Genomic DNA, 13,931 nt, shown 5'->3' with positions numbered 1-13,931 from the left:
CGACCTCTGGGGCGTCAGTCTCTGGGGCATCAGCTTTTGCAGAATCGGCTTCTGGGGCATCGACTTCTGCGGCAACCGGTTCACCGTCACCCTCGGCGACGGCCGCGTCACCGTCACCGTCACCGTCAGCCGACTCACCGTCGACCACCGGCATCGGGAGTGTCGCCACCGATTCGTGAACCTGCACGATGATCACCGTCACGTTGTCGTGCGCGCCGAGCTCGAGCGAGGCATCGACGAGGTCATCGGCCGCCGCGACCACGGTGTCGGCGTCGCCGAGGATGCGGGCGATCTCGTCGTCGGGCAGCTCGCCGGTGAGTCCGTCCGAACACATCAGCAAGACGTCGCCGGGTAGGGCAACAGTGCTGAAGTAGTCCGCGACCGGTTCGACCATTCCCGCGCCGAGAGCCCGGGTGATCACATTGCGGCGTGGATCGGTGCGGGCGTCCTCGGGGGTGAGGAATCCGGCGTCGATGAAGTCCTGGACCTGCGAATGGTCCCGGGTGAGCTGTTGCAGAGTGCCGTGCTGGAACCGGTAAGTGCGCGAATCGCCGATGTTCAGGATCAGCCAGTGCGGTTCGCCGTCCACGGTGACCAGTACGGCGCCGGTGGTCGTGGTGCCGGCGCGCCGCTCCGAGGACGTCTCGATATCGGCGATCCGCGACTGTGCCTCATCGAGGAGATCGATCAACGCCTTCTGCGTCTCGATCAGCTCCCCGGCGCTCTGCGCCGCCGACAGCGTCAGCAGGGCCGCCTCGCTGGCGAGTTCGCCACTCTCGTGCCCGCCCATACCGTCGGCGAGCAGGTATGTCCCCGGCATGGCCAGCGCGGCGTCCTCATTGCTCTCCCGTACCCGCCCGACATTGCAGCGCACCGCCCACTCCAGGCGCAGGTCCGCTACGAAGTGGGTGCCCGAGGTCGCCTCGTCGCGGACGATACTCACCGAATCCATGGTCAGCAGATACTACCGGCGAGAACGCGCCGTGCGGCGGTGGACCACACCGAGAACCGATCGTTCGGTCGACTCGACCGGGCGGGATGCGCGTTCATGCCGGTAAGGGTAGTCCGGCAACCGCCGGCGCTGGGACTCCCCCGCCACGCAGACCCATCAGGAGGCCCCTCGAGCAGTGAGGATCCTCTTGAGCCGCGAGCCGGCTCAGGAGGTGATGTTGGCGCTGTCCCCGCCGGTGGCGGCGAAGCTCGTGCCGCTGACCATCCTGGCCTCCTCGGACGCGAGGAATACGACCAGCGGCGCGACGTCCTCCGGCTCGACCCACGGGACACCGAGCGGCAGCTTCGCGCGCTCGGCGGCCGCAGCGGTCTGCTCGTCCTTCTCGACGTCGCCGGTGGGCTCGTTCCCGCCCGTGCGGATGATCTGCGCGTAGCGGTCCTGATGCCGGGTGAGCGCGGTGTTGATGAGTCCGGGAACGATCGCGTTGACGGTGATGCCGTACTTGCCCAAGTCCAGGGCAGCCGACTTCATCAGCCCGAGCAGACCCCACTTCGACGCCGAGTAACCCGCACCGTCGAGGGTGCCGTGCTGGCCCTGTGTGGACGACGTGATGATGATCCGGCCTCCCCCACGTTCGACGAGCAAGGGAGCGGCGACGCGAACGACGTTGGCGGTTCCGGTGAGGTTGATGTCGATCTGGTCGTCCCACAGCTTGTCGCTCATGTCCATCACGGAGGCGAAGCCCTGCACGCCGGCGTTGGCGAACACGACGTCGACGCCGCCGAAATGCTCGACCACCTGCGCGAAGCCCGCCCGGACCGCTGCCCGGTCACGTTGGTCGAAGACGACGGGCAGCCACTGCGCTCCGGCAGCCTCGACGAGTCGTCCGGTCTCGGCGAGGTCTGCCGGCGTGGCCGGGGCGTAATCCATGGCCGCGCTGGCGAGCGCCGCGATATCCGCCCCGGCGACCCGGTACCCGGCACGCGCGAGCGCAACCGCGGCCGCCCGCCCGATGCCGCGTGCCGCCCCGGTGACGACGACGACGCGGTCGTTGCTCATCTCACGTGCTCCTTCGCCGAAGACGTATCCCCCGACGAGTCACCAGCCCCGTTCGGCCAGCCGATGCGGTGCCGGGATGTCGTCGACGTTGATACCCACCATTGCCTCACCGAGGCCGCGTGAAACCTTGGCCAGCACGTCCGGATCGTCATGGAAGGTCGTGGCCTGCACGATCGCGGCGGCACGCTGGGCCGGATTGCCCGATTTGAAGATGCCCGATCCGACGAATACGCCCTCCGCGCCGAGCTGCATCATCATCGCCGCATCGGCCGGGGTCGCGATGCCGCCGGCGGTGAACAATGTCACCGGCAGCTTGCCGGCCTCGGCGACCTCGGCCACGAGGTCGTACGGCGCCTGCAATTCCTTGGCGGCGACGTAGAGTTCGTCTTTCGGCAGCGACGTGAGCAGGCGGATCTCGTCCCGGATCTTGCGCATGTGCGTCGTCGCGTTGGAGACGTCGCCGGTGCCGGCCTCACCCTTGGAGCGAATCATGGCCGCCCCCTCGGTAATCCGCCGCAGCGCCTCGCCCAGGTTGGTGGCACCGCACACGAACGGCACCGTGAAGGCCCACTTGTCGATGTGGTTGGCGTAATCGGCCGGAGTCAGCACCTCGGACTCGTCGACGTAGTCGACACCGAGACTCTGCAGGATCTGCGCCTCGACGAAATGCCCGATGCGCGCCTTGGCCATCACCGGGATGGACACCGCGGCGATGATGCCGTCGATCATGTCGGGGTCGCTCATCCGCGACACCCCGCCCTGCGCGCGGATGTCGGCGGGCACCCGCTCGAGCGCCATCACCGCGACCGCGCCGGCATCCTCGGCAATCTTCGCCTGATCGGCGGTGACCACATCCATGATCACGCCACCCTTGAGCATCTCGGCCATCCCCCGCTTCACCCGCGCGGTGCCCTGACCGGACCGGGCGGTGACGTGGTGCCCATTGATCGCGGACGACGCATCCGGCGAGGGGGTGCTCCCTGCCTGGGCTTGACTCCCTGCCTGGGGTTGGGTCCCTGCTTGGGGTTGAGTCCCTGCTTGGGGTTGAGTCCCTGCTTGGGGTTGAGTCACGGAGATCTCCTGATTCGCACTGGCGGATTCACATCGGCTGCGCCGCTCAACGGCCGCACAGCGTGTCCCCACCAGGATAGGCGAGGTGGTGAGCGGGTCCGTCGCCCGGCCGTCAGCCACCCGTACCGGGGGTGATCCGCTCGACGATCTCGAAGTACTCGGGCCGCGCTGCGGTGCCCCCGAGGTGCAGTAGCCGTACGAGGAAGCGGTCGGCAAGGCTGCGGGTGTCACGCACGGCGTCGTTGTAAAAGCGACGCGCCATCATCACGCGGGTCTCGGCGTCGGCGAGTTCGGCGACAAGGCCCACCGGGCGGCCGATCGGGTCGATTCGACTCAGCGCCCTCGACAGTGCATTCTCGGCGTCTTCGCGCGCGCTGCGCGGGGCACGATCGGCGGCATCGGCGCACGCGGCGAGGTCCCGCGCCGCCGCCCGGACCGCCGGATCGCCGGAATTGTCCATCCACGAGGTGATCACCCGCACCACGACCGTCCGGCGCTCCAGCGCCGCCGCGAGCGCCTGCCAGGCCAGATCGACGCGCACGTTGAGCCGATCGAGACGATTGGCCCGACTGTAGGCCCAGGCGGCAACGATCACCAGGATCACCGCGAGTATCACCACGAGCACGGTCACCACCACCGGCGTGTCACCTCCACTTGTCCGGCAGGTCGGTGTACCCGACCCGCGCCACCCCACTCAGTCCGGCACCACTCAGTCCGACACCACTCAGTCCGACACCACTCAGTCCGACACCACGACGGGGCCGGCTCCAACCGTGACCGTCTCGTAGACCCGCATGATCTCGTCGGCCACGCGCGACCAGTCATAGCGTGCGGCACGGGCGCGGCCCGCCCGCACCAGATCCGCACGGGCCTCGTCGGCGGCGAGGAGTTCCCGCAGCCCCGCGGCCAACTCGTCGGCGGCGCCGACCGTGAACAGCCGCCCGGCCCGGCCGTCGTCGAGGACGCGGCGAAACGCATCGAGTTTGCTGGCGATGACGGCCGCGCCCGCAGCCATCGCCTCCACCAGCACGATGCCGAAGCTCTCGCCGCCCAGATTGGGCGCGCAATACACATCCGCCGACGCGAGCGCGCGCGCCTTGGTTGCATCGTCGACCTGCCCGAGGAACACCAGGTGCTCGGCCAGATCGCCGGCACGCCGACGCAATGCCTTCTGGTTTCCGCCCCCGACCACCAGAACCCGGAGATCGGCGAACTCCTCGACCACCGCGGGCAAGGCGCGCATCAGGATGTCGATACCCTTGCGCGGCTCATCGAAGCGGCCCAGGAACAGGACCGTCCGCCCTGGCCAGGGATATCCGTCCAGCGGCGCGACCTGTGCGAACGAGGCGACGTTGATGCCGTTGGGTATTTCCACCGCATCCGACCCGAGCGATTCCATCTGCCAGCGGCGGGCGAGTTCGCTGACCGCGATCTTGCCGGCGATACGCTCGTGATACGGCCGCAGCGCTCCTTGAAATATACTGAGCCACAACGACTTCGACGTCGACGTGTGGAAGGTCGTGACGATCGGGCCCGAGGCCACCATCAACGCCATCATCGACAAGCTCGGTGAATTGGGTTCGTGGACGTGCAACACGTCGAAGTCGTTGTCGGCGATCCATCGGCGCAGCCGTCGATACCCGTTGGGACTGAAGTTCACTCGCGACACCGACCCGTTGTACGGGATCGCCAGCGCCGATCCGCCCGACACGACGTAGTCGGGAAGCTCGGTGTCACCGTCAGACGGGGCGATCACGCTCACATGATGTCCGCGCTCGATGAACACCTGCGCCAGTTCGACGACGTGCGCCTGCACACCGCCGGGCACCGAGAACGAGTACGGGCAGACCATCCCGATTCTCACGTGTGTTCGTCCCCGCGCGAGCCCTGCACCCGTTCGCGTTGCCGCTGTGACCAATCGGCCTCCCACAAGGGCTGCAGCATGTGCCAGTCCGCGGGGTGTGCGGCGATGTTGGCGGCGAACACGTCGGCGAGCGCCTGGGTGGCCGCCTGCACCCCGCCGGACACGTCGATGTCGGGGGCCAAACCGATCATCGAATTGGGGGCGTCGGTGAACCAGTGGTGCACCGGCACCAGGCTCGCGCCGGTTTCGATGGCCAGGCGGGCCGAGCCGGCGGGCATGCGGGTGCGCTCGCCGAAGAAGGTGACCGGTACACCGTGGCGCGCGATGTCGCGTTCACCGAGCAGGCACACGATCCCGCCGGCGCGCAATCGTTCGGCGAGCCGACCGAACGGCGGCTGCTCACCACCGGACAACGGAAAGATCTCGAATCCCAACGACTCCCGATAGTCGACGAAACGCCGGAACAGCGACTCCGGCTGCAGACGCTCGGCAACGGTGGCGAAGGAATGGTAGTTCTGCACAAGCCAGACGCCTGCCATGTCCCAATTGCCGGAATGCGGAAGGGCCAGGACCACACCACGACCACGGCCGAGGGCGGCGTCGAGCAGGGCACGGTCGGCGGGAGGAAGCGTCACCGTCTGCGCGGTCGCCGCGAGATCCTGCGCGGGCAAACGGAACGCCTCGCACCAGTAGCGGGCATAGGAGCGCACCGCCGCCTCGACGAGTTCGTCGGGCACCTCCTCTGGTGAGGTGCCGACGACGCGGGCGAGGTTGCGCCGCAGCTGTTCCGGGCCACCGTTGCGTCGGCCCACGAATGCTCCGGCCCGGTCGAACAACGCCCGGGCGAGTCGGTCCGGCGCGTAGCGCACGCCCGCCCATCCGGCCCGGTATCCGAGGTCGGAGGCACTCGCGGCGAACCTCTCGAGCGCCGTGGATCCGGTCACTGCTGGTCCATGCCGGAATCGCGACCGGACTCATCGGGAGCGGTGGGGGCGCTGTCGGTGGGAGTTGCGGCCGCCGGGATCAGCTCACGTGCACCGGGCGACGCGGCAATCGACCACATGCGCTGGCCGACCGTGATGACCGATCCGGCCGCGAGCAGCCACATCGCCACGTGGATGAGCCACCACAGCCCCAGGCCGGTCAATCCAGCACCCACCAAGACGATGATCAGCCGATCGGGACGTTCGATGAGACCACCGTCGCCGTTCAGTCCGGCCGCCTCGGCCCGTGCTTTGGCATACGAGATCACCTGCGAGGTCACCAGGCAGATCAGCGTGGCGACGAACAGCAGTCGGTGCGGTTCGGTCCACGCGCACCACCAGGCCAGACCGGCGAAGATGGCGCCATCGGCGATCCGGTCACAGGTGGCGTCGAGAACCGAACCGAAGCGGGTTCCCCCGCCACGGGCGCGGGCCATCGCGCCGTCGAGCATGTCGAACATCACGAACAGCCAGATGGCCATCGCGCCCCAGAACAGATGCCCCATCGGGAACAGCGTCAAGGCCGCGGCGACCGTCGCCACCGTGCCGATCACCGTCATGATGTCGGGCGTGAGGCCCGTGCGCAGCAGTCCCCGGCCGATCGGCAGGGTCACCTTCGACACCGAGGCACGGCCCAAAATGCTCAGCACCGGCGCGTCCCTTCTCTCCCATCGCCATTCACTGCGTGTCCCGACCGTCGTCGACCTGCTCGAACCGCTGCCAGGCCTGTGCGAGCAACCCACGGGTGTCCCGCAGCAGCTGCGGCATGACCTTCGTGCCGCCGATCACCGTGATGAAGTTCGCGTCACCGACCCAGCGCGGCACGATGTGCTGATGCAGGTGTTCGGCCAGCGAACCACCCGCGGCATACCCGAGGTTCAGCCCGACGTTGAACGCGTTGGGATTCGACACCGATTTGATCGTGCTGATCATCCGTTGGGTGAACGCCATCAGCTCCGCGGATTCGCCCGGTGTCAGCGCCTCGAGGTCGGCGACCTGCCGATACGGCACGATCATGGTGTGTCCGGGGTTGTACGGGTACAGGTTCAGGACCGCGTACACATGTTCGCCGCGCGCCACGATCAGCCCGTCCTCGTCCGACATCGTCGGGATGTCGAGAAACGGATGTCCGGTCGAGTTCGCCGACGGCGGATCGGCGGTGATGTAGGTCATCCGATGCGGGCTCCACAGCCGCTGCAATCGGTCCGGATCGCCGGTGCCGCAGTCGCAGATCTCGGTGTCGGGGCGCCGGTCGGCGTATTCGTCACCCATCGCTACCCCCGCCCGTCCCATCGGTCCCGATGAGTGCGCCGGTCGGTGATTCGTTTCGGCGGGCGCCGACCCACTGCGCAATCGTCTCGACCGCCTGCGCCGTCGGCACACCGTTGACCTGGGTGCCGTCCCGGAAGCGGAAACTCACCGCGCCGGCGGCCACGTCACGCTCGCCCGCGAGCAGCATGAACGGCACCTTTCCGGTGGTGTGGGTGCGGATCTTCTTCTGCATGCGATCGTCAGAGTAGTCGACCTCGGCACGGATGCCGCGCTTGCGGAGATCGTCGACGACGCCCTGCAGATGGTCGGCGAATGCCTCGGCGACCGGGATGCCGACCACCTGCACCGGCGACAACCAGGCCGGGAAGGCCCCGGCGTAGTGCTCGGTGAGCACGCCGAAGAACCGCTCGATCGATCCGAACAGGGCGCGGTGGATCATCACCGGCTGATGCTTGGCGCCGTCGGCACCGGTGTACTCGAGGTCGAACCGCGCGGGCTGGTTGAAGTCGAGCTGGATCGTCGACATCTGCCAGTTACGCCCGAGCGCGTCCTTGACCTGCACGGAGATCTTCGGGCCGTAGAAGGCCGCACCCCCGGGATCGGGCACCAGATCCAGACCCGATTCGTGCGCCACCTCGGCGAGCGTGTTCGTCGCGATCTCCCACGACTCGTCGTCGCCGACGTACTTCTTCGGGTCTTTGGTCGACAGTTCGAGGTAGTAGTCGTCCAGGCCGTAGTCGGCCAGCAGATCCAGCACGAAGGTCAGCAGCGAGCGCAGTTCGTCACGCATCTGCTCGCGGGTGCAGTAGATGTGCGCGTCGTCCTGCGTCATCCCCCGGACCCGGGTCAGACCGTGCACGACGCCGGACTTCTCGTAGCGGTAGACCGACCCGAACTCGAAGAGCCGCAACGGCAATTCGCGGTAGGAACGGCCCCGCGACCGGAAGATCAGGTTGTGCATCGGGCAGTTCATCGGCTTCAGGTAGTAGTCCTGGGCCGGCTTGCGGACAGTGCCGTCGTCGTTGAACTCCGCGTCGAGCTGCATCGGCGGGAACATGCCATCGGCGTACCACTCGAGGTGGCCGGACACCTCGTACAGATGCGACTTGGTGATGTGCGGGGTGTTGACGAACTCGTAGCCCTCGTCGGTGTGGCGCTTTCGGGAGTAGTCCTCGAGTTCCTTGCGGATGATGCCGCCCTTGGGATGGAACACCGGCAGGCCGGAGCCGAGTTCGTCGGGGAAGCTGAACAGGTCGAGTTCGGCACCGAGCTTGCGGTGATCGCGCTTCTCGGCCTCGGCGAGCAACTCCAGGTACGTGTCCTGGGCCTCGGTGGACTCCCAGGCGGTGCCATAGACGCGCTGCAGGTCGGCATTGTCCTGATCGCCGCGCCAGTAGGCCGCCGAGCTTCGGGTCAGCTTGAATGCGGCGATGTACTTGGTGGTCGGCACATGCGGGCCGCGGCACAGGTCACACCAAATACGTTCGCCCGTACGAGGATTGAGATTGTCGTAGGCGGTGAGCTCGGTGCCGCCGACCTCCATCACCTCACTGTCGGCGGCAGCACCCTTGTCATCGATGAGTTCGAGTTTGTACGGCTCGGAGGCCAGCTCCACCCGGGCCTCGTCCTTGGAGGCGTATACCCGCCGCGAGAATTTTTGCCCCGACTTGATGATCTGCTTCATCTTCTTCTCGAGGGCGGCGAGATCCTCGGGAGTGAACGGTTCGGCGACGTCGAAGTCGTAGTAGAAGCCGTCCTTGATGGGCGGACCGATCCCGAGTTTGGTGTCGGGGAACAGCTCCTGCACGGCCTGCGCGAGGACGTGTGCGGTCGAGTGCCGGATCACACCACGGCCGGCCTCGGTGTCGGCGGCGACAGGTTCCACCTCGGTGTCGAGCTCGGGCGTCCAGGACAGATCACGCAGCTCGCCGGCGGCGTCACGGACGACGACGACGGCTTGTGGTCCCTTGTTGGGTAGGTCGTGCTCACGCAATGCGGTGCCCGCGGTGGTCCCAGCAGGCACACGGATCGTGGCTGGATGGCTCACCTTGAGATCGTCGGGCACGGCGGATGCTCCTCACACGCATGGCGGCACCATGGCCGGTGCCGCCGGGATTTCGATTTCCGGTTTTCGATTTCGTCGTCGATCGTATCCGCGCCGGGTACGCGGCGGTGTCACAGGCTGGGACTGTCGCCCGCGTTCCCCGCCGTCGACTGCCCCGGCAGCTGCGCGCCGACGGGTGTGGTCTCTCCTGGCCCGCGCGATGCCGACGTGACCTCGGGATCTCCGGCGGCGTCAGATTGCCCGTCGGTGACGTCGGCGACCGATCGCCTTGGGCGGCCGGCGACGAGCGTGATGATGATCGTCACCAGCAGCACCGCGAGATACGCGCACGAATAGAAGACGACCGCGGCGGCGTCATACCAATGGGTGTCGGCCCAGCGCGGCATCATGAACACGCCGATCGCGATCGCATGATCCGAGGTCTGATACCGACCGCTGGTCCACCAGTTGTAGCTCCAACTGAAAGTCGCGACCACCAGCGCCGCCGGAACGAGCCACCACCACACGCGACGCCTATCGGTGAGCGCACCCCGATAGGCGACGTCGATAGCCACGACCAGCAGCGGGACGAACCACACCCAATGGTGGCCCCATGAGAACGGCGATGCCGCGGCGCCCGTCATCCCGGTGATGGTGACCGACAGCAGGCGCCATCCGCGGCGGTAGGCGACGACCGCCGCCCACAATCCGAGCACCACGACGACCACCGCCACCGGAACCCACATCCAACCCGGCGCCTGGAAGACGGTGCCGCCGTCGGGATACGGGTGGCGATATCTCGTCGCCCCGAAATAGGCCAGGAGCTGGGAGATGAGGCCGTTGACCGATTGGTTGGCCGGTGAGTCGACCCGTCCGACACGATCGGCGGAACCGAGGTAGGTGGTCCAGTAGTCACGGGAGTCACCGGGGATCACGAGGAAACCGATGGCGACGGTGACCGCGAACCCCACCACCGCGAGTACCGCGGCCCGCCACCGGCGGATCACCAGCAGGTAGACGACGAAGAATCCGGGGGTGAGTTTGATACCCGCCGCCACGCCCACCCAGAGGCCGCGCAGTCGTGAACGAGGCCGTCGCAGATCGAGAAATACCAGGTCGGCCAGGATCAGCAACATGAGGAAGATGTTGATCTGACCGAGCCAGATCGTGGTCCGGACCGGTTCGAGCGCGGTGGATGCGACCGCAACCAATACCGACAGCGTCCACAACCGGGCATCCACCCGGTATCCGAGGCTGCGGAATCCCAGGAGCACGGTGGCCACCAAGGCCAGGCCGATCGCCCCCCACCACAGGACTTTCGCGGTGGCGAGACTCGCAAGGGCCAGTGGGGCGAAGATCACCGCGGCGAACGGCGGATAGGTGAAGTCGAGGTCGGCGAGCATCGCGTGGTTGTAGAGCGGATCACCCCTGAGGACCGTTCGGCCACCGGCCAGATAGACGCGCAGATCAACCGTGTTGTGGAACAGCCCGTAGAAGGGGTTGCCTGCCGGGATGACGGTCAGCTGCCACACGAATACCGCGATCGCCGCAATTGCGACAATTCCGATCAGCCCCCAGCCGGCAGAGCGTGGTTCCCGCTCGGCGGTCGCGCTGCGCAGCATGGATACACGGTACGACGATGCGGCCGTAGGTCGAGGACCTGTGTACGGACACGCCGAACCGCTGCCCGATCAGTCGAGGTCAGTCGAAGCGCCGCAACCCTCCGGCGGTTACATGATCCGCCCAACCGGGTTCCCCGGTGGTCGCGAATCGGACCCACGCGCCGTGCATGGCGTCGGCGATGCGCTGATCGGGTTCCGGGCCGGTCAGCGGGTGCGCGCCGTCGAGGTGGTCGAAGACGAACGGGATCTCGACGGCGTGGCCGGCCCGGATATCCGCGCGCGGGCTCTCGTAGCCGAATTCATAGAGATATGTCGGCGACGTGGGACGGACCTGCGCCAGAGTGGTCGTCGGCCCGGAAAAACCGGCGCCGGTCAGTACCGCGCACAGCGCGTCTCCTGGCGTCATCCCGGCATCGAGCCGACTGCGGAGGGAGTCGATTCCGCCGGCGGTGGCGGCGAGCATCGCCGTCGCCGTCTGCTCGGTCACCGCCGCCGCCCCGCCCGTGGCCGTCAGGAAGAGGCGGAACTCGTCGGCGTTCCAGCCCGCCAGCAACGGGACCGACGATCCGTTCCCGGCGGCGATCGCGTCGACCGGCCGAGCGGTCAGCACTTCGCCATCGATCACCGGGAATTGCGACATGATGCCCAGACCCACCTCGACCACCGACTCCCCCCACACCTGTGGGTCGGGGGCCAGCATGATCTCCAACGCCACCTGTGACTGAGCCGCCAGCAACGCTTCTCCGGTCACCTCACCCAACGCCGCGGCCGTGGCATCCACCCCGAGGAGCTGCGCCAGCCGGTCGGTGACCCTGCGCGCATCGGCTGGGTCGGCTGCTGCAGAACCGTTACCGCTCTGCATGATCGCGCGTCGGAAGAGGCCGGTAGCACGCGGCGAGGACAGCAACGACGCAACACTCATCGCGCCGGCCGACTCACCGAAGATTGTGATGTTGTCGGGGTCGCCGCCAAAAGCCGCGACGTTATCGCGTACCCACTCCAGTGCAGCGAGCTGGTCGAGCAGACCGCGATTCTCCGGAGCACCGCGGACCGACGCGAACCCCGCAGTGCCGAGCCGATAGTTGACACCGACGCAGACCACGCCGTCACGCGCAAAGGTGTCACCGGCGTACATGGCGAGCCGGTTGGACCCGCGGGTGAAGGCACCCCCATGAATCCACACCATCACCGGTAGCCCACCGGCACCCGGATCCGGAGTCCAGACGTTGAGGTTCAGATAGTCCGCACCGGCGACGATGACGTTGTCGAGCAGTTCCCCGATCGGCCCGGGATAGGGCACCTGTGGGGCCGTGGGCCCGTACTCGATGGCCTGCCGGACACCATCCCACGATCCCGGGGGCGCCGGGGCCGCGAACGCGGCGGGCCCGACCGGAGGTGCGGCATAAGGGATTCCGAGAAAGGCGGCGATGCCGTCGGTCATACGGCCTGAGATCTGGCCATCGGAGATCGAGACGACGGGGGCATCGACATCAGCGCGGGTCATGTTCGCCGACGGTACGCCCCGTGCGAGGTCGAGCAGAGGGGTCTGGTCAACACCGACACTCCGCACTAATCTCCAGAAATGGACATCGAGGACTTGTTCTCCACGGTCGCCGTGGTGTTGGAGGTCATCGGCGCGGTCGCGATGATCGCCGGATTCACCGTGGCGGTGATACTCAGTGTGCGCGCGCTCGCACGCAAGGACGGGGGCGCCGAGGCGTTCACGATCCTGCGCAACACTCTCGGCTCGGCGATCCTGCTCGGCCTCGAGGTCCTCGTTGCCGCGGACCTCATCCGAACGATCACCTCCAAACCGTCGATCACCGACGCCGTCATCCTGGGGATCGTCGTGCTGATCCGGACCGTTCTGTCGATGTCCATACAGATCGAGATCGAAGGCGTATTGCCTTGGCGCCGAGCACTTCTCACCAGCGGAGCGCAACAACTGGGACGCGCTGTCGCCAAGGATGCGCAGGCCGCGCGGTTGGCCGACGACCGATCCTGAACTCGGCGACGAGAATCGGTCGGCGCCGCGATGCGCACTGTGCCAGGCTTGAGGGGTGACCCCACCAGAGGAGAACCGATCCCACCATGCCGCGTCGGCTCGGTTCCAAGGCGTACGGAAAGGCACTTCTCACGGACTCGACGCCTACCTCATCGAGACGCCGCACTCGAAGGCGGCGATCTCCGCCTTCGGTGGCCAGTTGTTTTCTTTTGTACCGACGGGCTCGGTGCACGACATGCTGTGGGTATCACCGCTCCTCGCTGCGCCACCGACACCGATCCGTGGTGGAATTCCGGTCTGCTGGCCGTATTTCGCTCGCGAAGGTCAACCCGAGGATGCGCCGTCCCACGGGTACGCTCGCACTGCTCGGTGGGCGCTGACCACTACCCGCACGGCATCCTCGGGTGCGGTGGAGTTGGAACTCGAACCCGAAGGCCTCGACCATCTCGACGTCCGGCTCCAGATGACCGTTCGAGTCGGGACGCACCTCGAACAAGGTCTGCACACGCATAATCCTGGTGTGGCGCCGGTTCGGCTGACGGAGGCGCTGCACAACTACTTTCGCGTGTCCGATGCCACCGTGGTGCGCGTCGAGGGGCTGGCCGGCCTGACCTACGTGGACAAATTCGACCAACTGAGAACCTTTACCCAACACGGTGATTGGACACTTCCTGCCGACCGGCCCCGAAGCGACCGGGTCTACCCGGACGCCGGCGGCACGTACCGTCTGGTCGATCCAGGATTTGGACGGGCCATCGAGATTCGCGGACACGCCGCCCGTACCGCAGTGGTGTGGAATCCCGGTGTAGACGTCGCGAACGGCATGGCCGATATCGGGCCACATTGGCGTGAATTCGCCTGCGTGGAAACGGCCAACGTCGGGGACGATGCGGTCCACGTCGCCGCGGGCACCACCCATTCGATGTGGCAGACCATCTCGGTATCGCCGCTCGACACGTGAGATCTCGACTGCTACCGGGGGTGGGTGACGATGGTCTGTCCGGTGTCGCGGTGACGCCAGGTGACGGTGCGGTCGATGTTCAACGTGGGCCGCCAGAT

The 13,931-nt window shown here is 67.1% G+C and carries 12 protein-coding genes and 1 pseudogene; 2 read left to right on the top strand and 11 right to left on the bottom strand.

The window, feature by feature from the left end; translation table 11 throughout:
- Positions 1 to 94 precede the first annotated feature (94 nt).
- The 11 genes and pseudogenes from ACLQ3C_RS19445 to ACLQ3C_RS19395 all read right to left on the bottom strand — a co-directional run.
- A pseudogene (locus tag ACLQ3C_RS19445) lies at positions 95 to 952 on the bottom strand (PP2C family protein-serine/threonine phosphatase); the annotation flags it as partial.
- 204 nt (positions 953 to 1,156) lie between these two features.
- Positions 1,157 to 2,011 (bottom strand): SDR family NAD(P)-dependent oxidoreductase, encoded by an 855-nt coding sequence (locus ACLQ3C_RS19440; RefSeq protein WP_425706737.1) that lies wholly within the window; start codon positions 2,009 to 2,011, stop codon positions 1,157 to 1,159.
- A 39-nt stretch (positions 2,012 to 2,050) separates the two neighbouring features.
- Positions 2,051 to 2,959 (bottom strand): pyridoxal 5'-phosphate synthase lyase subunit PdxS, encoded by a 909-nt coding sequence (pdxS, locus tag ACLQ3C_RS19435; protein WP_425706763.1) that lies wholly within the window; start codon positions 2,957 to 2,959, stop codon positions 2,051 to 2,053.
- Positions 2,960 to 3,194: 235 nt separating this feature from the next.
- Positions 3,195 to 3,713, bottom strand: coding sequence for an NUDIX hydrolase (locus tag ACLQ3C_RS19430; RefSeq protein ID WP_425706762.1), 519 nt, complete (start codon positions 3,711 to 3,713; stop codon positions 3,195 to 3,197).
- 108 nt (positions 3,714 to 3,821) lie between these two features.
- Positions 3,822 to 4,946 (bottom strand): glycosyltransferase family 4 protein, encoded by a 1,125-nt coding sequence (locus ACLQ3C_RS19425; RefSeq protein ID WP_425706736.1) that lies wholly within the window; start codon positions 4,944 to 4,946, stop codon positions 3,822 to 3,824.
- Positions 4,943 to 5,890 (bottom strand): phosphatidylinositol mannoside acyltransferase, encoded by a 948-nt coding sequence (locus tag ACLQ3C_RS19420; protein WP_425706735.1) that lies wholly within the window; start codon positions 5,888 to 5,890, stop codon positions 4,943 to 4,945. Before ACLQ3C_RS19420 ends, ACLQ3C_RS19425 begins: the two co-directional genes overlap by 4 nt.
- Entirely contained in the window at positions 5,887 to 6,579 is a 693-nt protein-coding gene (gene pgsA, locus ACLQ3C_RS19415) for a phosphatidylinositol phosphate synthase (protein WP_425706734.1), read from the bottom strand. The genes ACLQ3C_RS19420 and pgsA overlap by 4 nt, the downstream gene beginning before the upstream one ends.
- A 28-nt stretch (positions 6,580 to 6,607) precedes the next feature.
- Positions 6,608 to 7,201 carry an HIT family protein gene (locus ACLQ3C_RS19410; protein ID WP_425706733.1) on the bottom strand — a complete coding sequence of 198 codons (594 nt, stop codon included), beginning with the start codon at positions 7,199 to 7,201 and terminating at the stop codon, positions 6,608 to 6,610.
- Complete coding sequence (gene thrS / locus ACLQ3C_RS19405; protein ID WP_425706732.1) at positions 7,194 to 9,266, bottom strand: threonine--tRNA ligase; 2,073 nt, start codon at positions 9,264 to 9,266, stop codon at positions 7,194 to 7,196. The genes ACLQ3C_RS19410 and thrS overlap by 8 nt, the downstream gene beginning before the upstream one ends.
- A gap of 110 nt (positions 9,267 to 9,376) precedes the next feature.
- Positions 9,377 to 10,867: a glycosyltransferase 87 family protein gene (locus ACLQ3C_RS19400; RefSeq protein ID WP_425706731.1), complete on the bottom strand. Its 1,491-nt coding sequence runs from the start codon at positions 10,865 to 10,867 to the stop codon at positions 9,377 to 9,379.
- Positions 10,868 to 10,946: 79 nt separating this feature from the next.
- Complete coding sequence (locus ACLQ3C_RS19395) at positions 10,947 to 12,371, bottom strand: carboxylesterase/lipase family protein (RefSeq protein WP_425706730.1); 1,425 nt, start codon at positions 12,369 to 12,371, stop codon at positions 10,947 to 10,949.
- A gap of 78 nt (positions 12,372 to 12,449) precedes the next feature.
- Here ACLQ3C_RS19395 and ACLQ3C_RS19390 point away from each other — a divergent pair, with 78 nt between their 5' ends.
- Together ACLQ3C_RS19390 and ACLQ3C_RS19385 are read left to right on the top strand one after the other, a co-directional pair.
- Positions 12,450 to 12,872 carry a DUF1622 domain-containing protein gene (locus ACLQ3C_RS19390; protein ID WP_425706729.1) on the top strand — a complete coding sequence of 141 codons (423 nt, stop codon included), beginning with the start codon at positions 12,450 to 12,452 and terminating at the stop codon, positions 12,870 to 12,872.
- A gap of 55 nt (positions 12,873 to 12,927) precedes the next feature.
- On the top strand, positions 12,928 to 13,833 hold the full coding sequence (locus tag ACLQ3C_RS19385; protein WP_425706728.1) for a D-hexose-6-phosphate mutarotase: 906 nt from the start codon (positions 12,928 to 12,930) through the stop codon (positions 13,831 to 13,833).
- The last annotated feature ends 98 nt before the right edge of the window (positions 13,834 to 13,931 follow it).

It is taken from the genome of Gordonia sp. DT30, from assembly GCF_049844915.1.
Lineage (GTDB): Bacteria > Actinomycetota > Actinomycetes > Mycobacteriales > Mycobacteriaceae > Gordonia.
The sequence above is the reverse complement of the archived record's forward strand: the minus strand, read 5'-3'. Positions and strand labels throughout refer to the sequence as shown.